The 25,671-nt window shown below is 61.7% G+C and carries 23 protein-coding genes and 1 pseudogene; 11 read left to right on the plus strand and 13 right to left on the minus strand.

The genetic code is table 11. The features are described from left to right. The first annotated feature begins 80 nt into the window (after positions 1 to 80). The 4 genes from H1204_RS23495 (at position 81) to H1204_RS23510 (ending at position 4,259) form a co-directional block, all read left to right on the plus strand. Positions 81 to 470, plus strand: coding sequence for a hypothetical protein (locus tag H1204_RS23495; protein ID WP_180733174.1), 390 nt, complete (start codon positions 81 to 83; stop codon positions 468 to 470). A 31-nt stretch (positions 471 to 501) separates the two neighbouring features. Next, the gene (locus H1204_RS23500; RefSeq protein WP_180733175.1) at positions 502 to 870 is read left to right on the plus strand and encodes a DUF190 domain-containing protein; all 369 of its coding nucleotides are present in this window, start codon (positions 502 to 504) and stop codon (positions 868 to 870) included. 1,149 nt (positions 871 to 2,019) lie between these two features. After that, complete coding sequence (locus H1204_RS23505; RefSeq protein WP_180733176.1) at positions 2,020 to 3,429, plus strand: MFS transporter; 1,410 nt, start codon at positions 2,020 to 2,022, stop codon at positions 3,427 to 3,429. Between the two features lie 248 nt (positions 3,430 to 3,677). Then, the gene (locus H1204_RS23510; protein ID WP_180733177.1) at positions 3,678 to 4,259 is read left to right on the plus strand and encodes a peroxidase-related enzyme; all 582 of its coding nucleotides are present in this window, start codon (positions 3,678 to 3,680) and stop codon (positions 4,257 to 4,259) included. A gap of 16 nt (positions 4,260 to 4,275) precedes the next feature. Here the strand turns inward: H1204_RS23510 and H1204_RS23515 are convergent, their stop codons facing one another. After that, entirely contained in the window at positions 4,276 to 7,110 is a 2,835-nt protein-coding gene (locus tag H1204_RS23515) for an EAL domain-containing protein (RefSeq protein WP_180733178.1), read from the minus strand. 269 nt (positions 7,111 to 7,379) lie between these two features. On the opposite strand from H1204_RS23515, the gene H1204_RS23520 reads away from it, so the two are divergent. Beyond that, complete coding sequence (locus H1204_RS23520; protein ID WP_180733179.1) at positions 7,380 to 7,922, plus strand: cupin domain-containing protein; 543 nt, start codon at positions 7,380 to 7,382, stop codon at positions 7,920 to 7,922. 39 nt (positions 7,923 to 7,961) lie between these two features. Here the strand turns inward: H1204_RS23520 and H1204_RS23525 are convergent, their stop codons facing one another. The 4 genes from H1204_RS23525 to H1204_RS23540 form a co-directional block, all read right to left on the minus strand. Beyond that, positions 7,962 to 8,840 carry an ABC transporter permease gene (locus H1204_RS23525; RefSeq protein WP_180733180.1) on the minus strand — a complete coding sequence of 293 codons (879 nt, stop codon included), beginning with the start codon at positions 8,838 to 8,840 and terminating at the stop codon, positions 7,962 to 7,964. Beyond that, on the minus strand, positions 8,837 to 9,673 hold the full coding sequence (locus tag H1204_RS23530; protein ID WP_180733181.1) for an ABC transporter ATP-binding protein: 837 nt from the start codon (positions 9,671 to 9,673) through the stop codon (positions 8,837 to 8,839). Before H1204_RS23530 ends, H1204_RS23525 begins: the two co-directional genes overlap by 4 nt. Before the next feature lie 256 nt (positions 9,674 to 9,929). After that, entirely contained in the window at positions 9,930 to 10,982 is a 1,053-nt protein-coding gene (locus H1204_RS23535) for an ABC transporter substrate-binding protein (protein ID WP_180733182.1), read from the minus strand. 45 nt (positions 10,983 to 11,027) lie between these two features. After that, entirely contained in the window at positions 11,028 to 11,900 is an 873-nt protein-coding gene (locus tag H1204_RS23540) for a TauD/TfdA family dioxygenase (protein ID WP_180733286.1), read from the minus strand. A 356-nt stretch (positions 11,901 to 12,256) separates the two neighbouring features. Here H1204_RS23540 and H1204_RS23545 point away from each other — a divergent pair, with 356 nt between their 5' ends. From H1204_RS23545 to H1204_RS23560, 4 genes are all read left to right on the plus strand, one after another. After that, positions 12,257 to 12,703, plus strand: coding sequence for a hypothetical protein (locus H1204_RS23545; protein WP_180733183.1), 447 nt, complete (start codon positions 12,257 to 12,259; stop codon positions 12,701 to 12,703). Between the two features lie 267 nt (positions 12,704 to 12,970). After that, the gene (locus H1204_RS23550) at positions 12,971 to 14,122 is read left to right on the plus strand and encodes a porin (RefSeq protein ID WP_180733184.1); all 1,152 of its coding nucleotides are present in this window, start codon (positions 12,971 to 12,973) and stop codon (positions 14,120 to 14,122) included. Positions 14,123 to 14,368: 246 nt separating this feature from the next. Further along, complete coding sequence (locus H1204_RS23555) at positions 14,369 to 14,638, plus strand: DUF4148 domain-containing protein (RefSeq protein WP_243468784.1); 270 nt, start codon at positions 14,369 to 14,371, stop codon at positions 14,636 to 14,638. 415 nt (positions 14,639 to 15,053) lie between these two features. Next, positions 15,054 to 15,392, plus strand: coding sequence for a hypothetical protein (locus tag H1204_RS23560; RefSeq protein WP_180733186.1), 339 nt, complete (start codon positions 15,054 to 15,056; stop codon positions 15,390 to 15,392). A gap of 17 nt (positions 15,393 to 15,409) precedes the next feature. On the opposite strand, the gene H1204_RS23565 is transcribed toward H1204_RS23560, so the two are convergent. Continuing rightward, positions 15,410 to 16,234, minus strand: coding sequence for a DUF72 domain-containing protein (locus H1204_RS23565; RefSeq protein WP_180733187.1), 825 nt, complete (start codon positions 16,232 to 16,234; stop codon positions 15,410 to 15,412). A gap of 173 nt (positions 16,235 to 16,407) precedes the next feature. Next, positions 16,408 to 17,175, minus strand: a pseudogene (locus tag H1204_RS23570) (SDR family oxidoreductase); the annotation flags it as partial. A gap of 323 nt (positions 17,176 to 17,498) precedes the next feature. Between H1204_RS23570 and H1204_RS23575 the strand changes: the two are divergent. Then, a complete protein-coding gene (locus H1204_RS23575) occupies positions 17,499 to 18,611 on the plus strand; it encodes a porin (RefSeq protein ID WP_180733188.1) in 1,113 nt (370 codons plus the stop codon). A gap of 404 nt (positions 18,612 to 19,015) precedes the next feature. Beyond that, positions 19,016 to 19,195, plus strand: coding sequence for a hypothetical protein (locus tag H1204_RS23580; protein WP_042311216.1), 180 nt, complete (start codon positions 19,016 to 19,018; stop codon positions 19,193 to 19,195). A gap of 69 nt (positions 19,196 to 19,264) precedes the next feature. On the opposite strand, the gene H1204_RS23585 is transcribed toward H1204_RS23580, so the two are convergent. The 6 genes from H1204_RS23585 to frc (H1204_RS23610) all read right to left on the minus strand — a co-directional run bounded on the left by H1204_RS23585 (position 19,265) and on the right by frc (H1204_RS23610) (position 25,661). After that, positions 19,265 to 20,293, minus strand: a complete 1,029-nt coding sequence (locus H1204_RS23585) for a 2-dehydropantoate 2-reductase (protein WP_180733189.1) — start codon at positions 20,291 to 20,293, stop codon at positions 19,265 to 19,267. Between the two features lie 156 nt (positions 20,294 to 20,449). Further along, the gene (locus H1204_RS23590) at positions 20,450 to 21,247 is read right to left on the minus strand and encodes a fumarylacetoacetate hydrolase family protein (RefSeq protein ID WP_180733190.1); all 798 of its coding nucleotides are present in this window, start codon (positions 21,245 to 21,247) and stop codon (positions 20,450 to 20,452) included. Between the two features lie 79 nt (positions 21,248 to 21,326). After that, entirely contained in the window at positions 21,327 to 22,574 is a 1,248-nt protein-coding gene (frc, locus tag H1204_RS23595) for a formyl-CoA transferase (RefSeq protein WP_094297439.1), read from the minus strand. Between the two features lie 962 nt (positions 22,575 to 23,536). Continuing rightward, a complete protein-coding gene (locus tag H1204_RS23600; protein WP_180733191.1) occupies positions 23,537 to 23,773 on the minus strand; it encodes a hypothetical protein in 237 nt (78 codons plus the stop codon). An 85-nt stretch (positions 23,774 to 23,858) separates the two neighbouring features. Further along, positions 23,859 to 24,290 (minus strand): PAS domain-containing protein, encoded by a 432-nt coding sequence (locus tag H1204_RS23605; protein ID WP_180733192.1) that lies wholly within the window; start codon positions 24,288 to 24,290, stop codon positions 23,859 to 23,861. A gap of 120 nt (positions 24,291 to 24,410) precedes the next feature. Then, positions 24,411 to 25,661 (minus strand): formyl-CoA transferase, encoded by a 1,251-nt coding sequence (gene frc / locus H1204_RS23610; RefSeq protein ID WP_180733193.1) that lies wholly within the window; start codon positions 25,659 to 25,661, stop codon positions 24,411 to 24,413. Positions 25,662 to 25,671 lie beyond the last annotated feature (10 nt).

A 25,671-nucleotide genomic window follows, 5' to 3' on the forward strand; every position in this document is an offset into this window, starting at 1 on the left:
CTGACGCACACAGCGACGCACACGCTGACCGACCCACGCGCTAGCGGTGCAACGCGAATCCGGGCGACAGGAGAAACGCGATGAAAACAGAGCCAAGACTCTTGCATGATGTCGGACTGTTCGATGCGGTATTCGCTTACGTTCAGGACAAGGACCCTACGGTGCACGCGGGCGCGATGTTCGGCTGCCCGGCTGCGTTCGTCGGCTCGAATCTCGCGTTTTGCGTGTACGGCAGCGGCATCGGCATCAAGCTGCCCGCCGAACGCGCGGCGATGCTGGTGGACACGGGCCGCGCGTTCGCTTTCCAGCCGTATGGCCGATCGGCGATGCGCGAATGGGTGGAGATACGGATACCGCGCGAGCGCGTCGGCGAAATTGCCCCCGTGCTGATCGAAGCGGTCGAGTATGCGCGCCATCACGTGAGCCATGCGGGCGCCATGGCGCCGTCGGCTTCGGCGTCGCGGGCGTAGCGGAGTTGGCATCCAGCGTGCGAGTGTCACGATGAACGGCTGTCAATTGACTTTCTTCACTGAGCGCAACCGGCGGCACGGTCATCAGACCGTGTGCGAATGGCTGCTGCACGAGGCGCGCGGGCTTGGGATTCGCGGCGCGACGGTGGTCAGTTGCGCGCAAGGCGTCGGGCATGCGGGGGCGCTTCATGCTGCGCATGCACTTTCGCTGGGGGACCAGCCGCAGCAGGTGATTCTCGCTACCTCGGACGCCGATGCGGATCGTCTGCTCGAGATCGTGCGTGCGGCGAATGTTCATGTGTTCTTTACTCGCATGCCGGTGGAGTTTGGGTGGATCGGCGGGGATGAGGTGGACAGGCCGGATAAGCATCACGGGTTGTTCAGCCGTCACGGGAGGTGATCCGCTGCTGCGGTGGTCTTTGCTGGTATCTGCTGGCGCCTTCGCGGCGCGTGCGTTGCGCGTGCTTTGTCTTCGACGGTTTGCTGGTTTGGTTCGGGTTCGCTCTGGCGTCGGCGTGGCGCATGCGTTGTCCCTGTGCGGGGCGGCACCTACTTTTGATTGTCTGCGACGCTGGGTGGTTTGCTTCGGGTTTGCGCTGGCATCCGCGATGCGTTAGCGTGCTTCACGCGTCGCCCCTGTGCGGGGCGGCACCTACTTTTCTTTGCCGCCGCAAAGAAAAGTAGGCAAAAGAAAGCGGCTAACACCGCCAATCCTTGTGTTTGCCTGACGGCCCCCAACCGGTCTTACGCTTCACGCGGCGGCGCCTTTGTTTGCGTGCGTTGCCAACGCTCTCTCTGCGCGCCTCACCCGCTTCACGCACCCGCGTCGCATCATGCCGTGCCAGATAGTCCACTGCCGCCCAGGTGGCAAACTGTGTGTAGGCCGTAGTACTGCACACGCCTCGCTCCGGACCGATAGCGCACGCGCTCCACCATTTAAGAGCGCCAGGTTATACGACGCGACAACCTACACACAGTTTGCCACCTGGGCGGCACATACCAGTCGCTGCCCCTTGCCCTGTACGGGTGTTTGAAGTGGGTGAGGCGTTCATTCGAAGCGTTGGCAACGCACGCAAACAAAGGCGCCGCCGCGTGAAGCGTAAGACCGGTTGGGGGCCCTCAGGCAAGAACTAGCGCTGGCGGTGTTAGCCGCTTTCTTTTGCCTACTTTTCTTTGCGGCGGCAAAGAAAAGTAGGTGCCGCCCCGCACAGGGGCGAAGCGTGAAGCACGCTAACGCATCGCGGATGCCAGCGCAAAGCCAAAAAGCACAGGACCGACGCCTGAAGCACGAAGGCATAACGCGGATGCCAGCAAAAACACCAGCAAACCAACCACCCGTCGCAGACAAAGCAGCTACCACCCCGCGCACAGGGGCAACGCCTGCCCCGCGTAGGGGCCACGACGTCCCGCACCGCGCTCCTTACGAGTAGATAATTCACGCCGACGGCAGCTAGCCGCCCCACGGAAAATCCAGTTGCAACCACAACGTCATGGCATTTGCCCGACTTGCTATGCAATAATCAACATTCACTTACATCGCTCGCCGCCCGTGCTGCTTGCCATCAAGGCTTTTATCGCTCCCGTTATCGTCGCCTGCGCGATGTTCATGGAGAGCGTCGATGCGAATGTCATCGTCACTGCGCTGCCTGAAATGGCGCGCGCCTTCGGCCGGGACCCCGTCACGCTGAAAATAGCCGTCACCAGCTACGTGCTCGGGCTCGGCGTGTTCATTCCCGTCTGCGGATGGCTGGCCGACCGTTTCGGCGCGCGCTCGGTGTTCCGCACGGCAATCGGCATCTTCGTGGTCGGCTCGCTGGCGTGCGCGGCGTCGACGTCACTCGCGACATTCACGGTCGCACGCTTCATACAGGGCGTGGGCGGCGCGATGATGGTGCCCGTCGGGCGGATCATCATCTTCCGCGTGGTGGAGCGCTCCGAGTACATACGCGCGATGAACTACCTCAGCGTGCCCGCGATGCTCGGGCCCGCGGCGGGACCGCTGCTCGGCGGCTTCATCACGACGTATCTGCATTGGCGGCTGATTTTCTTCATCAATATTCCCGTCGGCATTCTGGGCATCTGGCTCACCAACAAGTACATCAAGAACACGCGCGAGCCGCATCCGGGTCCGCTGGACTGGCTGGGTTTCGTTTTGTCGGCGGGCGGCGCGTCGCTGTTTCTGCTTGGGCTTTCGCTCACCGATGGCGAACTGGTGACGGGCACGACGGCCACCGTGATGACCGTGATCGGTGCCGTGATGCTGGGCATCTATGTGCTGTATGCGCGGCGTGTCGAGCGTCCGTTGCTCGATTTGCGGTTCTTTCGCGTGCCGACGTTTCAGGCTAGCGTGCTGGGTGGGTCGCTGTTTCGTATCGGGCTTGGTGCTGTACCGTTTTTGCTGCCGCTCGTGCTGCAGGAAGGGCTTGGGATGAGCGCGTTCGAATCTGGGTTGATTACGTGCGCCTCGGCGTTTGGCGGCATGTTCATGCGGACGCTTGCTGCCACTGTCTTGCGACGCTGGGGGTTTCGCACTGTGCTGATGTATAACGCGGCGTATTCGGGTATTGCCATTGCCGCGTGTGGTGCGTTTTTTCCCGGGACGCCGACGTGGTTGATCTGGGTCATCGTGCTGCTTGGTGGGTTCTTTCCTGCTTTGCAGTTTACGAGTTTGAACTCGATGACCTATGCGGAGATTGAAAGCCGTGATGTGGGTCGGGCGACCAGCCTCGGTAGTGTCGTGCAGCAGATTTCTCTTGGGCTTGGGGTTACCGTTGCGGGGATTGTTTTATCGATTACTCGCGCTGTGCATGGGCATGCTGCGCTGCAGTGGTCGGATTTCTGGCCTGCGTTTGTTGTGGTTGGGCTCTGTTCGTTTGCTTCGATTCTTGTTACCAGGAAGTTGTCGGCTAATGCTGGGGATGAGATTGTGAGGGGGAAGCGAGAGGTCACCACGAAGTAGCGGTTTTTTTGTTGTCTGCGACGCTGGGCGGGGTTTTGGTTTTTTCTCTCGCGTTTTCGGTTGTGTTTTCTCGGCGCGGGTGGATTGGGTATGCTGGTCTTTTCGCTGGCATCCGCGTTGCGTTAGCGCGCTTCAAGCGTCGCCCCTGTGCGGGGCGACGCGTGAAGCAGGCTAACGAATCGCGGATGCCAGCGCAAAGGCCAAAACACCGCCCAGCGTCGCAGACATAGAGAAAAGGAGCCACTGCAATGCCAGAAACAACGATCAGCCGATACCCAGTCCCGACCCCGGGCGAATGGCCCGACGACATCCGCGCCCGGATACTGGAAGTCCAGGCCAAAGCGGGCTTCGTCCCAAACGTCTTCCTGACGCTCGCCCACCGCCCGGAAGAATTCCGCGCCTTCTTCGCCTACCACGATGCCCTGATGTTAAAAGAAGGCGGCCTCACCAAAGGCGAGCGCGAAATGATCGTCGTCGCAACGAGCGCCGTGAACAACTGCCTCTACTGCGTAGTAGCGCACGGCGCAATCCTGCGCATCTACGAAAAGCAACCGCTGCTAGCGGATCAACTAGCAGTGAATCACCGCAAAGCCGACATCACCCCACGCCAAAAAGCGATGCTGGATTTCGCGCTGAAGGTATGCCGCGACTCGGCATCCATCAACGACGAAGATTTCAACACACTGCGCACGCACGGCTTCAACGACGCCGACATCTGGGACATCACCGCCATCACCGCGTTCTTCGGCCTGTCGAACCGCATGGCAAACGTCATCTCGATGCGCCCCAACGACGAGTTCTACCTGATGGGCCGCATCCCACGCGAATAAGAGCCAAACGGGAGCACTACTGCTCCATCGCCCGCGAGCGCGGCGCCAACGGCGACGACATCAGCGCGCCCAGCGACATCGGCCGCGCCAGGTGATAGCCCTGCCCGTGCGCCGCGCCGATCGTGCGCAACAGTTCGAGCGTCGACTGATCCTCGATGCCCTCGGCAACCACCGTCAGTTCCAGCGATTCCGCCATCCGCACGATCGCGCGCACGATCGCACGGCTGCGCGCGCTTTGCGTCAATTCGAGCACGAACGACTTGTCGATCTTCAAGCCGCTGAATCGATACTGGTGCACATAGCTCAATGAAGAAAAACCCGTGCCGAAATCGTCGAGCACGACGCACATGCCGTTATCCGCGAGGCTTTGCATCGTCGTGCGCGCAAGGTCCGGCTCGGCAACGAGCGCGCCTTCCGTCAGTTCGAGCGAAATGCGCGAAGGATGCACGCCGTAGCGCTTCAACAGTTCGAGCAGTTCATCCGCGAACTCGGGGCGCGTGATGCTGTAGCTCGACAGATTCACCTGCACGGGCGGCCAGTCGATATGCTCCGGCTGCGCGAGAATCTCCGCCACCCGCGTGAGCATATACATGTCCAGGCGACCGATCAGCTTCAGCCCTTCCACCGCGGGCAAGAAACGCCCCGGCGCCCAGACCTCGCCGTTCGGTTGCTGCCAGCGGATCAACGCCTCCAGCGCGACCAGCTGCCCACTGCCAATATCAACGATAGGCTGGAAATACGGCACCAGCTCGCCATCGCGCTTGAGCGCATTGCGCAGCGCGCCCTCCGTTTCGATCTGATCGGACAGCTCACGGCGCATCTGATGGTTGAACACCGCGAAGCTGTCGCGGCCGCGATTCTTCACGCGGTACATCGCGGCATCGGCGTCGCGCAGCAGGTCGGCGGGTTCGCGGTGATGCGCGCTGTCCGCGCTCACCACGCCGACACTGCATGAGGTGAACACGGTCTGCTCGCCGATGTTGAACGGCGTATCGAAGGCCGCAAGAATGCGCTCCGCGAGCGACAGCACCGTTTGCAGGTTCGCCCCCGGCACGACGACAGCGAACTCGTCACCGCCCAGACGCGCGAGCAGATCGTCGCGCCGCAAGCATTCGCGCAAACGCCCCGCCACGTCGACGAGCAATGCATCGCCAAACAGATGGCCGAGACTGTCGTTGACCACCTTGAAGCGGTCGAGGTCGATGAACAGCACGGACAACGGATCGCCGCGCTTGCTGTAGCCATGCCACGCAGCTTCGAGCCGCTCGTACAGATGCGAGCGGTTCGGCAGGCCCGTCAGCGCGTCGTGATAGTTCTCGTGCAACAGCCGCGCGTTGGCGGCGTCGAGTTCCTGCGTTCGCGCCAGCACACGCGCTTCGAGTTCGAGATTCGCCGCATGCTGCGCTTCCGCGACGCGCCGCCGCGACAGCGCCGTATCGATGTGGCGCGACACGAAGGTCAGCAGTTCCTGATCGCGCCTGTCGTAACACACGCTCGACGAATAGCTCTGCACGACGAGCACGCCACGCACCACGCTGCCGTCGAAGAGCGGCACGCCAAGCCACGAACGCAAGCGGATGTTCTCGCTGTCGAGCTTGATCTCGCCCGCCTCGACGAGATGCAAGGCATCGCTGGTGTCGAGCAGACAAGGCACGCGCTGGCGGATCACATACTCAGTCAGCCCGCGCTCGTGGCGACGCGGTATGGGCACATCCTGCTGCGTTTCGTCGATGTAATACGGAAACGACACTTCCGCCGTCGCGGGCTCGAACAACGCGATATAGAAGTTCTTTGCATACAGCAGCGCGCCGACGATCGCATGCAGGCTGCGAAAAAACTTGCCGATATCGACGGATTGACTCGACAGCTCGGCGATCTCGAACAACGCCGCCTGCAAGTGCTGCGCGCGCTCGCGCTCGGCGATTTCCGCGCGCAGCGTGTCGTTCAGCCGCGACAGTTCGGCCGTGCGGCGCGCCACTTCGGCTTCGAGGCCGACGCGGTGCAGAATGCGGTCGAGCGCCATCGCCACGTGTCGCGCGACGACGAGAAACAGCGCGCGGTCCTCGGCGCTATAGATGCGCGATGCGTCGTAGACCTGCATCGTCACCATGCCGAACACTTCGTCCGACGCGTTTTTCAGCGGCGCGCCCATCCAGAACTTTGGCCGGTGCCCGACGCAGTAAAAGCGCCCCGTCGCGGCCGCGTCGATGATGCCCTTCTCGTCGATCAGCAGCGGCTGGCCCGTGGTCAGCACGTACCCCGTGAGCGACAGGCGCTCGGGGTCGACCATGTCCATGTGATTCGTATCGACGGCTTCGGTGTCGATCAGGTCGATGTAATACGGATACGTGACAGCGCCCGTTTCGCCGTCGTAAAGCGCGAGATAGAAGTTCTCCGCATCGATAAGCGTGCCGAGTCGCTCGTGAATGGCCCGCAGGAATTCACCGCGCTCGCTGATCGAACTCGCGAGATACGCGATGTCGTACAGCACGCGCTGGACGTTTTGCGCGCGCACCAGCGCATCCGCCTGCATCTGTTCGCCGATCGCGCGTCCGAGCGCCGCAAAGGCCGCGTCCGACGCGAACGACGCGGGCGCCAGCAGCCAGCCCAGCGCAAGGTCGCTGCGGCCCGTCGGCCACGCGAACCAGCCGCGCTCGACGCAGGCGTCGTGCAGCATCGCGCGCACGATTGTGCGCGGCCAGTCGAAGCGCGCCGCGCCTTCGCGCACCAGTTCGAGATGCTGGCCCGCGCGATACCACGCCCACGGCACGCCAAGCGCCTCCACCGCGCGCGCCGCCTCGTCGATCGATTGCGATCCCGTCCCGCCTGCCGATAGATCGGCATTCCACATAAATCAGCCCTCGTGCCGTCCCGTGATTGTTTTGCCCCTCGAACTGTTATATCGACGTAAGCAACTGCGAACTTAATGTATCTGGCCCGCAAAAAAATGCCGTAAGCACACGAAAACGTTTGCTTGAAGATTTTTCGAATGCGGTTTTGCCCTGATTGCTGCGGAATGGGATTTGCTGTTTAGCTGACGTCCGCGCCGCTCATGCGAGGCCGTCTTTCACTTCGCAAACACGGCGACTCAGCATCAGTTCGAGAGTTTGAGGAGGACACATGCAAGCACATACGAGGGGCCCCGTGCACGCGGACGTATTCCGGCTCGGCCCGCGCGACTGGGTGCCGAATAATGCACATCTCCCCGTCATCCTGTATCGGGACGTGCTGGACGGCGACGGCTCAGGCAGCGGCGAGCGGCTCGCCGACGCGTTCGAAGCGATGTTCCAGCGCAACGGCTGGCCGCCGAAATGGCGCAACGGCATCTTCGACTATCACCACTTCCATTCGTCAGCGCATGAAGTGCTGGGCATCGCCGGGGGCGCGGCGGATGTGATCGTGGGCGGTCCGGGCGCCCGTGTCGTGCATCTGGAAGCGGGCGACGTGATCCTGCTGCCGGCGGGCACCGGGCATTGCCTCGAATCGTCGAGCGGACCGCTCAATGTGATCGGCGCGTATCCGCCGGGCCAGCAATGGGACATCCGCCGCGACGCATTGACGGGGAAGGAACGCGCCGCGATGGAAGCCCTGCCGTTTCCGCACAGCGACCCTGTGCGCGGCGCACAGGGTCCGTTGATCGAGCACTGGTTGAACGAGGCGTAAGCGTTGTCAGCGCCGGCGTTGCATCGTCATGGTGCAGCGTCAGTGCTGCAAGCCCCAGCGGTGCACGGTCACGCGCTCCAGCGTGTCGAACACCAGATGCTCGACGAGCAACCCGATCGCGATGACGGCGGCGAGTCCCGCGAACACGCGGTCGGTATAGAGCTCGTTGCGGTTCTGGAAGATGTACCAGCCGAGTCCGCCGTTGCCGCTGCTCGCGCCGAACACGAGTTCGGCGGCGATCAGCGTGCGCCACGCGAAGGCCCAGCCGACCCGCAGGCCCGCGAGGATGGACGGCAACGCAGCGGGCACGAGTATCAGCACGACATGGCGCAAGCCCGTCAGGCCATAGTTGCGGCCCGCCATCCGCAAGGTCGCGGGCACGGCGCGAAAACCCGAATAGGTGTTGAGCGCGAGCGGCCACAGCACGGCATGCACGAGCACGAACAGCAGGCTGCCCGTGCCGAGGCCGAACCACAGCAACGCGAGCGGCAGCAACGCAATCGACGGCAATGGATTGAACATTGCCGTCAGCATCGACAGCAGATCGCGGCCGATGCGCGTCGACACGGCCAGCGAAGTCAGCACGAACGCGAGCGCGACGCCGAGCAGGTAGCCGCGTAACAGCACCGACATCGACACGGCTGTTTTCTGCAGCAGTTCGCCCGACGCGATGCCTTGCACAAATGCCAGGAAGGTCGCGCCGAAGGTCGGCAGCAACAGGTCGTTGTCGATTGCGCGCGCTGCGATTTCCCACCCGGCAATCAGCACGATCGCGATGATCGTCTTGCTCAGCCACGACTGGTTCGCAAGGCGCCGCGCAAGCGGCAACGGCGCTTCGACGGCGAGGTCGCCGACGGGTTCGAGCGGCCGCTCGTATTCGGCGCGCACGGGCGGCAACAAGGTGGAAGGCGTGCTCATCGGGCGGACTCCGTCTCTTCGAACAACAGGCGATGGATCTGCGCGACGCGATGCTGAAAGTCGCTGCGGCCAAAACTATCTTGCGTGTACTGGTGGCTGTTGAGTTCGGCGCGCACGCGTCCCGGATGCGGCGACAGCAGCAGAATCCGGCTGCCGACAATCAGCGCTTCCTCGATCGAATGCGTGACGAACAGCAGCGTGAAGCGCACTTCTTCCCACAGGCGCAGCAACTCTTCCTGCATCTTGCGGCGCGTGAGCGCATCGAGCGCGGCAAACGGTTCGTCCATCAGCAGCACGCGCGGCTGCATCGCGAGTGCGCGCGCAATCGCGACGCGCTGCTTCATGCCACCTGACAGCGTGTGCGGATACGCATCGGCGAACTGCGCAAGGCCGACCTTGTCGAGATAATGCTGCGCGCGCTCATTCGCTTCGGCGCGGCTCAGCTTCTTTGCCGCGCGCAAAGGGAATGCAATGTTCTCCAGCACCGTCTTCCACGGCGGCAACTGGTCGAACTCCTGGAACACGACGATGCGATCCGCGCCTGGCTCGCGCACCGTTTCACCGTCGAGCGTGATCGTGCCCGAGGCAGGCTTGATGAATCCGCCGACGGCCTTCAGCAGCGTCGACTTCCCGCAGCCCGACGGGCCGAGCAACACGAAACGGTCGCCGCCATACACGTCGAAGCTGACGTCGTGCGTGGCGCGCACCACGCGTTCGCGCGTGCGGTATTCGAGGCTCACGCGATCGACGGCAAGCAGGCGGCTCGAATGCGCCGGCTCGCTTGCCTGCGTCGCGGCTTGTTCAGGGAAAAGCACGGAAGGATTCGCGACCATTAGCGCGCTCCTTTGAGTTGAACTGCGTGCGAAATGACTTTCACGATGACGACACCGCATTAGCAAAACGACAACATACGGTGAGCCTCCGCAAAGACCAACCAATGAATGTAGATATTCAATACGCTGTGATGCATAAGCGCCGTAAATCGCGCCATGACCGCCGTCGCGTCTTGTTTAGCAGCGTCACTTCGTTCGCACCAGAAACGAAAAAACCCGCTGAAATAGCGGGTTTTTTGCATGTCGAAGGCAAATCTCAGCTTCCGGCCGCCGTCGCCGGATCGTCGAAGAAGTAGTCTTTCCACGACTTCGGTTCGTTGCGAATCGCGCCGACGCGATACATGAATTGCGCAAGCGCGAACGTGTTTTGCGGCGCGACCTTGAATTGCACCTGCGGATTGCGGATTACCGAAAGCAGCAGATTGCGATCCATCTTCGCCTGATTCACGCGAATGTAGATATCGGCGGCGGCTTCCGGATTCGCGGTGACGAATCGCGCGGCATCGGCAAGTCCGTTGACGAACGCGCGATACGTCTTCGGGTTCTCGCTACGGAATTTCTCTGTTGCATAGAGCACGGTTGCCGAACTCGGTCCGCCCAGCACGTCGTATGAATTCAGCACGATATGCGCTTTCGGATTCGCGGCCAGTTCCTGTTCCTGGAACGGCGGATTGCCGAAGTGCCCCGTAATCTCCGTGCCGCCCGCAATGATGGCAGCCGCTGCATCAGGATGCGGCACGGCCTGTGTGAGCTTGTCGAGACGGTTGTACTCCTTGTCGCCCCAACGCTTTGCAGCCGCAAACTGCAACACGCGCGATTGCACAGAAACCGTGACGGCGGGCAGCGCGATGCGATCCTTGTCGGTGAAGTCGGCAATCGTCTTCACGTTCGGGTTATTCGACACGAGGTAATACGGCAGATTGCCGAGCGAGGCGACGCCCTTCACGTTCTGCTTGCCATGCGTGCGGTCCCAGATCGTGAGCAAGGGACCCACGCCTGCGCCCGCAACGTCCACCGAGCCCGACAGCAGCGCGTCGTTCACGGCCGAACCGCCCGACAGATTCACCCAGTCGACCTTGATGTCGAGCCCTTCCTTGCGCCCTTCTTTCTCGATGAACTTCTGGTCGCGCGCGACGTTCAGCAGCAAATAGACAATGCCGAACTGTTCGGCAACACGGATCTGACCTTCAGCGTGCGCGTCGAGCGACATGCCCAGGCTGGTTGCGCCGAGCGACAACGCGAGCATCGTCGAAACGAAACGGCGAGCGAAAGACGGCCGCGCCGCGGCCGGGCGAATTGAAAACTGCATCGGAACTCCGGATGTCGGAAAACGGAAATGAGGACTGCGCGCGGGTCAGAACGGCGCGTTGCCTTCGATCGTCGTGCGATACAGCTTGCGGCGCAGATGATCGGGCGTACCTGCGGCGAGATGCATCAGCGAGCGGTTGTCCCAGAACACGAGATCGTGTTCCGACCACTGATGACGATAGATATGTTCGTCACGCACGCTATGCGCAAACAGCGCTTCGAGCAACTCGCGGCTTTCGTCTTCTGGCAGGCCGACGATATGCGTCGTGAAATGCTCGCTGACGAACAGCGCCTTGCGGCCCGTTTCCGGATGCGTGCGTACGATGGGATGCACGACGGGCTTCACTTCGGCGATCTGCTCGGCCGACAGGTTCGGCCGCCACGGGCTGCGCTTTTGCAGTTCCGCGTATTTGGCGAGGTACGTGTGCTCCGCCGAGCGTCCCTCGACCGCCTTGCGCAAGTGCTCGGGCAGCGTGTCCCACGCCAGATGCATGTTCGCGAACAGCGTGTCGCCGCCTTCCGAAGGCAGTTCCTGCGCGTGCAGCAGCGAGCCGAGACTCGGCTTTTCCTTGTACGACAGGTCCGAATGCCAGAAGTGGCCGGCGTCGCCGAGTCCGATCGGCTGACCGTTCTCGCGAATGTTCGACACGATCAGCACTTCAGGATGACCGGGCAGCTGAAACTGGTGCAGCACGTGAATCTGCAGCGGCCCAAAACGGCGGCTGAAGTCGATGTGCTGCGCAGGCGTGATCTGCTGATCGCGAAACACCAGCACGTGATAGTCGAGATGCGCGCGGTGAATGCGCGCGAAATCTTCGGCGGAAAGCGGCTGGTTCAGATCGAGCCCGAGCACTTCGGCGCCGACGGGCGCATTGAACGGAACGATTTCGAGCGGCCGGCGCACGCCGGCCGATTGCACACGCGGCGCGGCGTCTTGAGAGGACGAAACAGTGGTTGTCACGCTGAATGTTCTTTGTAGGGTTGCAACGATGGAGTCAATCTACGGCCCGCGTACGGGTGCGTCAACGAAGCAAATCCCATACTCATATCTGCTTTAGCGATAAACGGCAGGCTAGCCTGGATAGACGCATTTTTTGATTTCGCGCAATATTGCACGGTCGCTTCACCATGCTCGCGCAACCTTCAAAACAGTTGCGCTGCGTGGCGGCGCGGCGGCATCGCGCGCTAGCGCACAGACGTTGGCTGACGTGCGTGACAAGTTCGGGCTACCATCAGGGACCGGCCATTGCCGGCTCAGGGTCTCGCGCCAGTTCCATGACAAAGGATTGCATCCACTCGATTGCCGTGCTGGCCGCCCTGGGAGCGGGACTCTGTTGCGCACCCGCGCATGCGCTCGACCTCGACGCGCAACTCGTCTGCAAGACCGACGCGCACACCTTCATTCAGCCGCTGCTCGACGATCAATACATCGACCCGAATCCGATGCGGGTCGAATCCAACTCGGTGAATGCGTTTCGCCCGAAGCACGGTCGCGATCTCACAGCGTTCGGCTTTCACGTCTACGCCGTGCTCGGCTATCAGCGCGACGACGCGATCTTCCGGCAAGGCACCGGCAAGGTGGAAGCCGATTCGATCTATGGCGTGGTCGTATCCGGTCCTTCGGAGTCAGTGCGCGTGCGTGTGCAACAGGCCGGCAGCGAAGCGACCGTCAAACAGGTATTGCCCTTCATCCTGACAGCGATCGTGTGCAGCGCCGGCTAGAACTGTTGTTATTCGCCCAAACGGTGCACGCTGCCATCAAACGGAAATCCCCTCCCAGCTAATCTCATCCGCGCAATTCATGCGTAGCGGGTTGATCGCGCGCCGCTTCACGGCGAACTTTCCAGCGATTGTTTCGATTTGATGACTCTTTCCTGCGATATGACGCAAGAGTCTGCTGCAGCAACACGGCGTTAAATCGGACCCCGCGTTTTTCTATACTCGCCAGGCTGTTTTTCACTCATTGTCTGGAATAGCTGGAGCTTAACCATGAAAAGAATTCCCGCCGCAGTTGCGGTGCTCGGCGCTTTGGCCGCAACGGGCGCGCACGCGCAAAGCTCGGTCACGCTGTACGGCATCATCGACGCGGGCCTGATGTACACCAACAACGTGCAAAAGGGCGGCACGAGCGGCGCGCTGTTTCAGGCGACGAGCGGCACCATCAACGGCAGCCGCTTCGGCCTGCGCGGCGCTGAAGATCTGGGCGGCGGCTACAAGGCGATCTTCGTGCTCGAAAACGGCTTCAACGTGCAGAACGGCACGCTCGGCCAGCACAGCCGCCTGTTCGGCCGGCAGGCGTATGTGGGCCTCGCCAGCGCCAACTACGGCCAGCTCACGTTGGGCCGCCAGTATGACTCGCTGGTCGACTTCGTCGCGCCGCTGTCGGGCACGGCAGGCACCTTCGGCGACACGGGCTTCGCTCACCCGTTCGACAACGACAACCTCAACCACTCGGTACGGATGAGCAACGCCGTCAAGTACACGAGCAGCAACTACGCCGGCTTCAAGTTCGGCGCGTTGTACGCGTTCTCGAACAGCACCGACTTCGCGATCAACCGCGCGTACAGCGCAGGCGCGAGCTACCAGTGGGGTCCGTTGAACGTCGCGGCCGGCTATTTGCAGATCAACGGCTCGAACAGCACGACGAACACGGGCGGCGCGGTCGATACGGCTGAATCGGCCGCGAACGGGGTTGGCGGCTTCCAGGTCGGCGCAGGCGTCGAGCGCGTGTTCGGCGCGGGCATCAACTACGCGTTCGGTCCGGCGACGGTCGGCTTCGTCTACACGAACAGCCACTATCAGCAAACCAACGCGTTCGCGATGACGAACGGCTCGATGCACTTCGACAACTATGAACTGAACGCCAAATATCAGTTCACGCCCGCCATCACGTTCGGCATCACCGACACCTACACCGACGGCCACATCAGCGGCTCGCCGACCTTCGGTTCCGATCCGAAGTTCAACCAGGTCAATGCGCAGGCCATCTACGCATTCTCGAAGCGCACGGACGTGTACGCCGAAGCGATGTATCAGCACGCCATCGGACACCACTACGTCGCGTTCATCAACACGTCGGGCGGCGCGTCGTCAACGGCCAACCAGGTCGTCGCGACGATCGGCATGCGTCACCGCTTCTAAAGCGACACCGCTTCAACTATCCGGGATTTGCGTTTCGAAGCCCGCCGCGATCTGCGCGGCGGGCTTTTTTTGCGTGCGCGTCGCGCCGCATCGTTCTGCGAGACGGAAGGCTGCCTTCCAGATCCGGCCGTTTTTCTCCACGTGTGCGATCCGTAGACTTGTTTTGCCGGTTCATGCAATACGGCCGGCATCCTCGGATTGCTATTGGAGAACGTCTTGAAGTCCACAGTTGCCGCCGCTGTCGCCATGTTGGCAGCGGCCTTGCTCGCCGCCGCCCCCGCCCTCACGCAGGCGCAGGAACCCAGCACACGCGTCACGCGCACACAGGTCCGCCAGGAACTCGCCGATCTCGCGTCCGTCGGCTACCAGGCGGGAGGCGGCGAAGACCCGACCTATCCGTCGAAGGTGCAGGACGCGATGCAGCGGCTCGCCGCCAAACGCGCCGCCGAATCCACGTATGGCGCGGGCACGTCGGGCTCGTCGCAGACGGGCGTGCGGCAATCTGCCGCGCAGTGATGATTAGCGCAGTGCCGCGTAATTGCGGCACTTTCACGCGTTGCGGGCGCTGCATGACGTGCGCGCCCCGGCATCCTTATTGTACGAACGACCGTGCGTCAATATCGAAACCGCACGGTCGATCGCAGCAAATTCAGCCAAATCACGTCATTTAACGCGCAAACCGCGCGCTTCTTCTAGCTTCCGTTTAGCGCTTAATCACGCCACCGCAAGCGGATTGACTCCAAAAACAACGATTAGACCGCAAACTCAATCCGGCTTTGTGCATCGCACCATATTTTTGTCTATAGTGGTGGGTGGAGATGTCTTTCGCATCCGCGAAAACGCTGATTATTGACGGATAGTCCGCCCAAAGCGGACACCAGCCCGCCGCGGCCCATCAGGCTCGCGGTCGCTCAGGCGAGGAGAAATCACAATGTTCGATGCCGAAATCGCCGCAAAACTGCTGAACCGGTGGACGGTCAGGCCGCCGGCCGTGCATTGCGACAGCTATCTGGATCTGCTTCGCGAGGGGAACCTGAACTTCACCCATCAGATGGGCCGCGCGACACCGGGCGGCGTCGCTTCAGAGAGTCTCTTCGATCTCGAATCACTCGTATTCGTCGACGGCTCGCGCGCACTTCGCCTGAAAGCGCCTGGCGCGACGCCGGACTGGACGCAGTGGGCCGCGTTCGAGCCGCCGCTGAGCCCGGTGTCGAGTATGGCCGAGCCGTTCGCCGACGAGTCCTGCACGCTCGAGGCGCCCGAACGCTGAGTCACGCCTATACGCTGTTATTGCGCCGCCTTGATCCGCTCGATGAGCGCCATCGCGGCGGCGGGATTGTGCGCCTTGTGCCCGCTGATCACGAACAGGTAGACATCGCGCGCCTTCTTCGGCGCGGCGCGGGCATAGGTGTCGAGATCGTCGGGCGCGCCGCCCGCGGCCCAGGTCTGCGCGCGCTCGGTCCACTTGTCGAGCGCCTTCTTTGCGTAGCCGTGCGGATTCGCCTCTTCCGTGCCCATGATGCGCGCATAGACGAACGACGCCGTCGGATCGGCGATCTGCGGATACTTCGAATCGCCCGCTACGACAATCGCGACGCCATGCTTGCGCGCCAGCGCGACGAACGCCTCGTCACAGAAACTCTCATGACGCACTTCGACGGCATGGCGCAAGGTCTGCCCATCGACCTCCGCCGGCAACAATTCGAGGAAGTTGCCGAAGTCATCGGCATCGAACTGTTTGGTTGGCGGGAATTGCCAGTTGATCGGGCCAAGCTTGTTCTTGAGTTCGAGCACGCCGCTCGCGACAAAGCGCTCGACGGAATCGCGTGCTTCCGCCAGCACGCGCCGATGCGTCGCGAAGCGCGGCGCCTTTAACGCGAACACGAAGTCGTCGGGCGTCTCGTCGTGCCACTTCACAAAGGTGGCAGGCTTTTGCGAGCCGTAGAACGTGCCGTTGATCTCGATCGCCGTGAGCTGGCGGCTCGCGTATTCCAGCTCGCGTTTCTGCGCGAGCCCTTTCGGATAGAACACGCCGCGCCAGGGTTCGAAAGTCCAGCCGCCAATACCGACACGAATACGCGTTGCCTTCGCCGTCTTTTTTCGAGTAGTCATGGTTCACGCCTTGGCGCATGCCGCGCGAGAGCAATGATGCACAGAATAGACGATGCAGGCCGTCATTTCCGCAACGGCACATCGTCGCATCACGCCATTCGAAAGCGGACAACGCGCGGCGCGCTCGTTCCTTTGCGGCGCCGCGTGAACGAACCGAAGATCAGAACACCGCCGCCGCCATCGGCGCGCAACGCCGCGCCATTGGTCGCCGACGACAGTTCCGAGCACACGAACACGACCATGTTTGCAATTTCTTCGGGCGTCGTGAAGCGCTTTAGGATCGAGCTGGGCCGGGCCTGTTCGAAGAACTGCTTTTCGAATGCCTCGAAGTTCTGTCCGCCCGAGAGCTTGTCGATGAATTCCTCGACACCATCCGAACTGGTCGGCCCCGGCAACACCGAGTTGACCGTCACGGCCGTGCCCGTGCAGGTTTCGGCGAGACCGCGTGCGAGCGCGAGTTGTGCGGTCTTGGTCAAGCCGTAGTGAATCATCTCGGTTGGAATCTGGATGCCGCTTTCGCTGCTGATGAACACGACGCGCCCCCAGTTCTTCTGCTTCATGCCGGGCAGATAGGCGCGCGACAGCTGCACGCCCGACATCACGTTCACGTTGAAAAAGCGCAGCCACTCTTCATTCGAGATTTCTTCGAACGGCTTCGGATCGAAGATGCCCATGTTGTTGACGAGAATGTCGACCTGCGGAAAGCGCTCGACGAGCCGCGCGACTTGCGCCGCGTCCGACACATCGCCGGCGAATCCTTGCACGGTCGCGTCGGGCACTTGCGCGCGCAGTGTTTCGATGGCGTGATCGACCGATTGCTGCGAGCGGCCGTTGACGATCACGCTCACGCCTTCGCGCGCGAGCCCGACGGCGATCGCATGGCCGATGCCTTTGGTGGAGCCCGTTACGAGCGCAAGCTTGTTTCTGATCTTGAGATCCATCTGGTTTCCTTTCAATCGTGCGATAAACGGATCGCGGACAAGACGCGCGCAACGCGCTATCGTCCCGCATCATGACGCTGCATTCGCGAGTGTAGGACCGTGATAAAAATATTGCAGTCGGCGGGACGGATGTCGCGCGCGGCGCCCGCGATCACTGAGAAGTCGGCATCCTGGGCGATTTCTGGCACGATTGTTCAAACAGTACTAGCATCCGACTGACATTCGCCGGGCGCACGAGAACACATTCATGCATAACGCGTGACCATCCGGCGCAATGTCCAGATAACGAGTTATCCACGCATCGAGGATACGAAGAGACGCTCATGAAAACACGCACCCGGCTCGCCGCGCTGCTCGCGCTCGCCTCTCCCGTCGCGTTCGCGCAGAACAGCGTGACGCTCTATGGCCGCATCGATGGCGGCATCCAGTATCTAAACCACATCGCGACGCCTTCGGGCGGCAGCACCTCAAGCTGGACGGCCGAAGGCGGCGACTGGGGCACCAGCATGCTGGGCTTCAAGGGATCGGAAGATCTTGGCGGCGGGATGTCGTCGGTGTTCGATCTGGAAACGGGACTGCAAATAATGAACGGCACCACGAGCGGCGGCCGCTTGTTCTCGCGCCGCGCGTATGTCGGACTTGCTGATAAACGCTACGGTCAGATTCAGGCAGGCCGAAACCTGTTTATCGATAGTGACGGTGTGTGGGAATTCGATCCGTTCGTGCAGCAGGCTTTCTCGTCGGCATCGCTTGTGCGTGGGCGCAACTGGCAACAGACGAGCAATAACATCGAGTATCACAGCCCCGTCTTTCACGGCTTCGATGTGCAAGGACAATACGCGTTGGGCAACCAGGCCGACGGCTTCAATCGAGGCGCGCCCGGCGAGTTCGGACGCTCGGACGGCATCATGCTCACGTATCACTCGCAACTGTTCGACGTGCGCGGCATCTACGACGAACTGCGCGACGTGAATGGACGCATGACCAACGTCTTCACGAGTTCGCGCGAATACTTTGTCGGCGCGAATGTGCGTGTATCGAAGGTGAAGATTCAGGGCGCCTATACGCACCTCGCCGCGCCTGATACGCCAGCCGGCCTCGCCGACAGCGCCGACTACTACTGGCTTGGCGCAACGTGGGAAGCCACGCATCAATTCGCCGTGACGGCGGCGGCCTTCTACGTCCATCTGAGCGAAGGCTCCGGCGACGCGACGCACGACCCCGCCGGACACGCGACGATGTTCGTGCTCGGGTCCACCTACAACCTGAGCCAGCGCACTTTCCTCTACGGCACGGTTGCCTACATGCGCAACAGCAGCCACGCGAACTTCTCGCTGCTCGCGACCTCGCGCGATGCGACGGGCAGCGCGAACACGAACCCGTTGCCAGGCGAATCGCAAACGGGCGCCTACGTCGGCGTGATGCACGTCTTCTGACCGAGGCCGTCATTCGTATGAACAATGGCGGGCACATTCCACTTTGGCATCGACCTCATGCCAATGCCGGAATACCCCCCGCTGTCCCGCGATTCGAGTAGTACTTCGATATGCGGCGCTTGACCACGCGCAAGACAACCCGTATTTGCCTACTATTGAATCTCACACTGATTCAACCTGAGACGGAAGCCAGAGATCAACACGCGCATTCGCGCTCACCGCATCTCTCCAGGTCGATTTCGATCGCAGCAATCGCGCTCCTGCCACTGACGGGCTTGCTTCCGGCCCATGTTCAGTTTCCACAACGGCAATGAGAAAGAACGTGGCACGCACGACATCAATGTCGTGATGCGCGACACGCCAGCGAACGCTGCCGCAGCGATTTCAACCTTGAAGGAGGTGCCATGAAAAGCCCCATCTATGAAGAGCGTCTCGAACTGCTTGGCTTGATCGCGCGCGAAGCGCTCGGCATCGAGGAACTGAACGAGCATCCGGATGTGCTCGCCGCGCTGGAAGCGGCCTACGACGCCGGGCTGTGGGTCGGCCATAGTGTGGGCCGGCGTGAGGAAGCCTGTGTAGGCTGATGGGACTTGTGACGCGCGGGCCGTGCGGACAGCCCGCGCGCTTTGTGCACCAACACAACACCGCGCCAGTTACGCAGCCTTCGCGCTCGGCGCAGCGTGTTCCGGCTTGGCTGCTGGCGCGCCATCCTTCTGCTGCGCGATCTGCTCGCGCAGCTTGATCAACGCGAGAACGGTATCGATGGTCGGCGTTTCATGCCCGACCAGCCGACCCATTTCCTGCACGACGGTCAGCAGCGGATCGATTTCCATCGGACGTCCCGCTTCGAGATCCTGCAGCATCGAGGTTTTGTGCGCGCCCACCGCGCCCGCGCCATCGATACGCCGTTCGACATCCACGCGGAAATGCACGCCGAAGCGATCCGCCACGGATTTCGCTTCGAGCATCATCGTCTTCGCGACGGCGCGCGTGCCGACGTGACTCGTGATGACATCGAGCGTCGCGTGTGTCAATGCGCTGATCGGGTTGAAGCACAGATTGCCCCACAGTTTCAGCCAGATTTCATCGCGGATGTTGTCGCGAATGGGCGCGTCGAGCCCCGCTGCGACCATGATCTGCGACAGCGCTTCGACGCGCGGAGAACGCGTGCCGTCCGGCTCGCCGATTGGAAACTTCTTGCCGTATACATGCTTGATCACGCCCGGCTCGACGATCTCCGCCGCGGGATAGACGACACAGCCGATCGCGCGCTCCGGTCCGAGCTTCTGCCATTGCGTGCCGCCCGGGTCGATGCTTTCGAGCGTCGTGTTCGCGAACTCGCCGCCATGCTTGTAGAAGTACCAGTATGGAATGCCGTTGACGGCCGTCACGATGGCCGTCTCGGGCCCGAGCAGCGGCTGCATCGCGTCGACGACGCCCGGCACTGAATGCGCCTTCAGCGCGATGATCACGTAGTCCTGCGGCCCCAGCTCGCGCGGGTCCGACGAACAACGCACGTTGACGACACGCTCGGTATCGTCGATCAGCAGACGCACGCCGTTGCGTTGCATTGCGGCAAGATGCGGGCCGCGAGCGACGAAACTGACGTCCGCGCCCGCACGCGCCAGTTCCGCGCCGACATAGGCGCCAATCGCGCCGGCTCCATAAACACAGATCTTCATCTATCTGCTCCCATTCCAAGAAGTGATCAGTGAGATCGAGCCGGGCGCCTCGCGACGCAGCGCGCGATCGTCATTGTCGATTCATGGTCGACTCATTGGCGATGACGCGTCCGGCTCTCATTGCATGCTCGGTGCGTGTTCCTCAGTGCGCGTTCTTCAGGCCGCCGTCTCGAGCTGCCTTGCGACGGCGAGCTGATTCGGCAGCGCGCCGATACCGTCGATCGATACGACGACCGTCGAGCCGTCCTTGATCGAGCCGACGCCGATCGACGTCCCGCATGCGATCACATCGCCGGGCATCAGCGTCATGTCGTGCGAGATCATGCTGACCTGTTCGGCCGGCGTGAAGATCATGTCGGAGATCGGATAGTTCTGCCGCTCGACTTCGTCGAGACGCGTGACGACGTTCGCGTTGCGCCAGTCGAACTGAGTTTCGATCAGAGGGCCGATGCAACTGAACGTATCGAAGCCTTTCGAGCGGCACCATTGCGCGAAATTCGGGTCTTCGTTCAGCAGATCGACGGCTGTGACGTCATTGATGCAGGTGTAGCCGAAGATGTAGTCGTCCGCTTCTTCGGGCGAGACATTGGTGCAGCGTTTGCCGATCACGATGCCGAGTTCGCCTTCGTAGGCGATCTTGCCGCTATAGCCTTTGGGGCGGCGAATGGGCGCGCCGGGGCCGATCACGGACATCGGCGGCTTGATCAGAAAGAGCGGATGCGACGGCGCCGCCTTGCCGAGCTTCTGCGACAGCGCATGAAAGTTGTTCCAGAGCGCGACCACCTTGGTCGGCAGGCAGGGGCTCAGCAACTCGACGCCGTCCTGTTGCCACTGCTTGCCCGTCGCTGTTGCCTCGCCGAACATGTCACCTTCGAATTCGGCGATGCTGCCGTTGTCGAGCACGCCGAAACCGATATGACCTTGCGGCTGCCGGAAGCGTATCCACGATGTCATCGAAACTGTCTCCACAAATTTTTTATCGACCGACACGGTGAATACGCCCGCGTCACGAGTTTGAATCGGGTTTGATTCTTCAGATAGCGCCGACTGTTCTGAGCGCTTCGATCTGTTCACGCGAATAGCCGAGTTCGGCCATTACTTCGTCCGTGTGTTCGCCGAGCAGCGGCGAGCGCGTCACGTCCGTCGGGCTGTCCGACAGCTTGATCGGGTTGCCCACCGTCAGATACTTGCCGCGCACCGGGTGATCGACCTCGACGATCGTGCCCGTCTTGCGCAGCGAGTCGTCTTCCGCGATCTCCTTCATCGACAGGATCGGGCCGCACGGAATGTCGTATTTGTTCAGGATCTCCATCGCCTCGAACTTGGTCTTCGTCATCGTCCAGCGTTCGATCTCCGCGAAGATTTCCTTCAGGCGCGGCAGGCGTGCGCCCGGTGTCGCGTACTCGGGATCGGTGGCCCACTCTTCCTTGCCGATCACGTTGCAGATCTTCACCCACACGGGGGCCTGCGTGATGAAGTAGATGTAGGCGTTCGGGTCGTGCTCCCAGCCCTTGCACTTCAGGATCCAGCCCGGCTGTCCACCGCCCGATGCATTGCCCGCACGCGGTACCGCTTCACCGAATGTACCGTTCGGATACTGCGGATATTCCTTCATGACACCCGTGCGTTCGAGCCGCTGCTGGTCGCGCAGCTTCACGCGGCACAGGTTCAGCACGCCGTCCTGCATTGCCGCGAGCACCTTCTGGCCGCGGCCCGTCATCGTGCGCTGATAGAGGGCGGTGACGATGCCCAGCGCCAGATGCAGACCCGTGCCGCTGTCGCCGATCTGCGCACCCGTCACGACGGGCGGGCCGTCATCGAAGCCCGTGGTGGACGCTGCACCGCCCACGCACTGCGCGACGTTCTCGTAGACCTTGCAGTCCTCGTACGGCCCGGGGCCGAAGCCCTTGACCGACGCGACGATCATCTTCGGGTTCAGCTCCTGGATGCGCTCCCACGTGAAGCCCATGCGGTCCAGCGCGCCCGGCGCGAAGTTCTCCACCAGCACGTCGCACTTCTGGATCAGCGCCTCGAGCACGAGCTTGCCTTCGGGGTTTTTCGTGTCGATGGTGACCGAGCGCTTGTTGTGGTTGAGCATCGTGAAGTACAGGCTGTCGGCGTCGGGGATGTCGCGCAGCTGTTCGCGCGTGATGTCGCCCGCGCCCGCGCGCTCTACCTTGATCACGTCTGCGCCGAACCACGCCAGCAACTGCGTGCAGGTCGGGCCCGATTGCACGTGGGTGAAATCGAGAATGCGCACACCGTCGAGTGCCTTGCCCATGCTACGTCTCCCGTCTTTGTTGAATGTGTTGCTTGCGCATGCCGGGGGTGTTTTTGCCCGGGCTTTGAACACGCCTGATATGTGATATATCGTATTTACAGGCTGGTGTTTGAGCAAGCTTTTTTGCCAGGTTTTTTGTGGGGATAAACCCCAAGGTCTGGTTTGTCGCTGGCGCTTGGGGTTTTTGGTTTTTTTGCGGCGGTTGGTGGTGGTTTTTTTGCTCTTCGCGGCGCAGGCTTTTTCGCTGGCATCCGCGTGGCGCCTACGCGGCGCAGGCGTTGCCCCTGTGCGGGGCGGCACCTACTTTTCTTTGCCGCCGCAAAGAAAAGTAGGCAAAAGAAAGCGGCTCACACCGCCAATCCTTGACGTTTACCCACGGGCCCCCAAAGGCCCCGTACTTCACACGGCAACGTATTTGCCCACGTGCGTTGCCAACGCCCTTGTCGAGCGCCTCCCCCGTTTCACGCACCGGCGCCCTAACCCACGATATGGAATATCCACCGCCCCATAGCGGCAAACTGTGTGTAGGTTGTCGCGTCGAATAGCGTGGCGCCCTTACAAAGTGGAACGCATGCGCTATCTGTGCGGAATGAGACATGTGAAGCACTTGGGCCTACACACAGTTTGCCACCTGGGCGGCGGTGGAATAGCTGGCAAGACATGCCGCGACGCGGGTGATTGAAGCGGGTGATGCGCGGGATAAGAGCGTTGGCAACGAACGCGAACAGGAAGGTTGCCGTGTGAAGTGAGGGACCGGTTGAGGGCCCTCAGGCAAGAACTAGCGCTGGCGGTGTTAGCCGCTTTCTTTTGCCTACTTTTCTTTGCGGCGGCAAAGAAAAGTAGGTGCCGCCCCGCACAGGGGCAACGCGTGAAGCACGCTAACAAATCGCGGATGCCAGCGCAAAGGCAAAAACCAAACCTCAGGCGCCAACACAAATCCCTAGCGACGCACGGCAAAAGGTCTATACGGCCTGTGGCCCAATAACTGCAACAGCCACACCGCGCGCAGCATCAATAGCCGCCGCCTCAGTGGCAAACACAGTGTGATCAACAACATGTTGAAAAGGCAGAACATGAACACCCACTTCTGCCCCATCATCCAGTTTGCGAACGGCGGCAAACGCCGCCCACCCACCGTTATGAATAAACTGCATAGCAGACAACTCGACCTGATAAGGTCCAAACATTTCCACACGCATCGATGTTCTCCGTACCAAATCGCCGCAACGGCGATCGACGTTGATATTGACTGCGCGAGAGCAAAGCGCCACCTTCAAGGCACATTCAGGCGCCAACGCGCGCCTCAAGTTCCGCGATGCGCTTGCGCAGATTGCGGTCTTCCTGAAAGCGCGCGGTTTCATCGCGGATCACCGCGACAATGCCCGTCAAATCGCGCTCGGGTGAATACAACAGTGCAACCGTAAAAGCGATCGACAACGCCCGCCCGTCCTTATGAATCGCAGGCACGCGAAGAAGATCGTTGCCATAGCGCGTCTGTCCCGTCGCCATGGTCTTTTCATAGCCTTCCCAGTGACGCCCGCGCAAACGCTCGGGAATGATCAGATCGAGCGACTGACCCAGCGCGTCTTCCTGCGTAAAACCAAAAATGCGCTCCGCCGCGGGATTCCACAGCGTAATCGCGCCGTGCTGGTCGGAAATCACGACGGCATCGCCGATCGCGTGCACCAGTTGTTCAAAATCGATGGCTGCTTGCATATAGGGGCTCGTGTGTTATGGGCTCGCTGCCGCTCAGTAAAAACAGCGCCACGCGGGCGCTGTTCGAAGGGGCTCCGTTTCTCCTGTGCAACCCGGAGCCCGTTGATACGCCGGTGACAATTACACCACTTTCGCTTCCCGCAAGTTTGCGATCTGATCGAAGCTGTAGCCGAGGTCTTTCAGCACTTCTTCCGTATGCTCGCCGAGCAGCGGCGAACCCGTAATCTCCGGCTTCATGTCCGAGAACTTGATCGGGCTCCCAACCGTCAGGTACTTGCCGCGCGCCTTGTGGTCCACTTCGACGATCGTGCCGCTCGCACGCAGCGACTCGTCGTTGGCGATTTCCTTCATCGACAGAACAGGCGAGCACGGAATGTCGAACTTGCGCAGGATGTCGACCGCTTCGAACTTCGTCTTGTCGGCGAGCCACGCTTCGATCGTGTTGAAAATATCGAAGATGTGCGGCTGACGTGCTTGCGCCGTCATGTAGGCCGGGTCGTCGATCCATTCCGGCTTGCCGATCGCACGGCAGATCGGCTCCCACGCGTGCCCTTGAACCGTGAAGTAGATGTACGCGTTCGGGTCCGTTTCCCAGCCCTTGCACTTGAGCACCCAGCCCGGCTGACCGCCACCGCCTGCATTGCCGCCGCGCGGCACGACATCGGTGAACTCGCCGTGCGGATACTGCGGATATTCTTCCAGGTAACCGACGCGGTCCAGACGCTGCTGGTCGCGCAGCTTCACGCGGCACAGGTTGATCACGCTGTCCTGCATCGAGACGGCCACCTTCTGCCCCTTGCCCGTCTTGTCGCGGCCGATCAGCGCCGTGAGAATGCCGATGGCGAGGTGCATGCCCGTGTTGCTGTCGCCGAGCGCTGCTGCGCTGACCGTCGGCGGGCCGTCCCAGAAGCCCGTCGTCGAAGCCGCACCGCCCGCGCACTGCGCGACGTTTTCATAGACCTTCAGGTCGTCGTAGTGGTGGCCGTCGCTGAAGCCCTTGACCGATGCAACGATCATCTTCGGGTTCAGCTCATTGATGCGCTCCCACGTGAAGCCCATGCGGTCCAGCGCGCCCGGTGCGAAGTTTTCGACCAGCACGTCCGATTCCTGAATCAGCTTTTCGAGCACTTCCTTGCCATCTTGCGTCTTCGTGTCGAGCGTCAGCGAACGCTTGTTGCTGTTGAGCATCGTGAAGTACAGCGCGTCGGCTTCCGGAATGTCGCGCAGCTGGTTACGCGTCACGTCGCCCGAACCGGGGCGCTCGACCTTGATCACATCCGCGCCGAACCAGGCAAGCAACTGGGTGCACGCAGGACCTGCCTGGACGTGCGTGAAGTCGATGATCTTGACGCCTTCGAGTGGTTTGCTCACTTTGTATCTC

It is taken from the genome of Paraburkholderia sp. PGU19, assembly GCF_013426915.1.
In the GTDB taxonomy this organism is placed as follows: Bacteria; Pseudomonadota; Gammaproteobacteria; order Burkholderiales; family Burkholderiaceae; genus Paraburkholderia.

Bases quoted from the DNA above. Each gene is read 5' to 3' on its own strand.
- H1204_RS23550 (WP_180733184.1), top strand. From the start codon at position 12,971: ATGAAAAGAATTCCCGCCGCAGTTGCGGTGCTCGGCGCTTTGGCCGCA.
- H1204_RS23545 (WP_180733183.1), top strand. From the start codon at position 12,257: ATGACAAAGGATTGCATCCACTCGATTGCCGTGCTGGCCGCCCTGGGA.
- H1204_RS23560 (WP_180733186.1), top strand. From the start codon at position 15,054: ATGTTCGATGCCGAAATCGCCGCAAAACTGCTGAACCGGTGGACGGTC.
- frc (WP_094297439.1), bottom strand. From the start codon at position 22,574: ATGGGCAAGGCACTCGACGGTGTGCGCATTCTCGATTTCACCCACGTG.
- H1204_RS23510 (WP_180733177.1), top strand. From the start codon at position 3,678: ATGCCAGAAACAACGATCAGCCGATACCCAGTCCCGACCCCGGGCGAA.
- H1204_RS23500 (WP_180733175.1), top strand. From the start codon at position 502: ATGAACGGCTGTCAATTGACTTTCTTCACTGAGCGCAACCGGCGGCAC.
- H1204_RS23575 (WP_180733188.1), top strand. From the start codon at position 17,499: ATGAAAACACGCACCCGGCTCGCCGCGCTGCTCGCGCTCGCCTCTCCC.
- H1204_RS23525 (WP_180733180.1), bottom strand. From the start codon at position 8,840: ATGAGCACGCCTTCCACCTTGTTGCCGCCCGTGCGCGCCGAATACGAG.
- H1204_RS23590 (WP_180733190.1), bottom strand. From the start codon at position 21,247: ATGACATCGTGGATACGCTTCCGGCAGCCGCAAGGTCATATCGGTTTC.
- H1204_RS23605 (WP_180733192.1), bottom strand. From the start codon at position 24,290: ATGCAAGCAGCCATCGATTTTGAACAACTGGTGCACGCGATCGGCGAT.
- H1204_RS23495 (WP_180733174.1), top strand. From the start codon at position 81: ATGAAAACAGAGCCAAGACTCTTGCATGATGTCGGACTGTTCGATGCG.
- H1204_RS23535 (WP_180733182.1), bottom strand. From the start codon at position 10,982: ATGCAGTTTTCAATTCGCCCGGCCGCGGCGCGGCCGTCTTTCGCTCGC.
- H1204_RS23515 (WP_180733178.1), bottom strand. From the start codon at position 7,110: ATGTGGAATGCCGATCTATCGGCAGGCGGGACGGGATCGCAATCGATC.
- H1204_RS23600 (WP_180733191.1), bottom strand. From the start codon at position 23,773: ATGCGTGTGGAAATGTTTGGACCTTATCAGGTCGAGTTGTCTGCTATG.
- H1204_RS23580 (WP_042311216.1), top strand. From the start codon at position 19,016: ATGAAAAGCCCCATCTATGAAGAGCGTCTCGAACTGCTTGGCTTGATC.
- H1204_RS23530 (WP_180733181.1), bottom strand. From the start codon at position 9,673: ATGGTCGCGAATCCTTCCGTGCTTTTCCCTGAACAAGCCGCGACGCAG.
- H1204_RS23520 (WP_180733179.1), top strand. From the start codon at position 7,380: ATGCAAGCACATACGAGGGGCCCCGTGCACGCGGACGTATTCCGGCTC.
- H1204_RS23565 (WP_180733187.1), bottom strand. From the start codon at position 16,234: ATGACTACTCGAAAAAAGACGGCGAAGGCAACGCGTATTCGTGTCGGT.
- H1204_RS23585 (WP_180733189.1), bottom strand. From the start codon at position 20,293: ATGAAGATCTGTGTTTATGGAGCCGGCGCGATTGGCGCCTATGTCGGC.
- H1204_RS23555 (WP_243468784.1), top strand. From the start codon at position 14,369: ATGTTGGCAGCGGCCTTGCTCGCCGCCGCCCCCGCCCTCACGCAGGCG.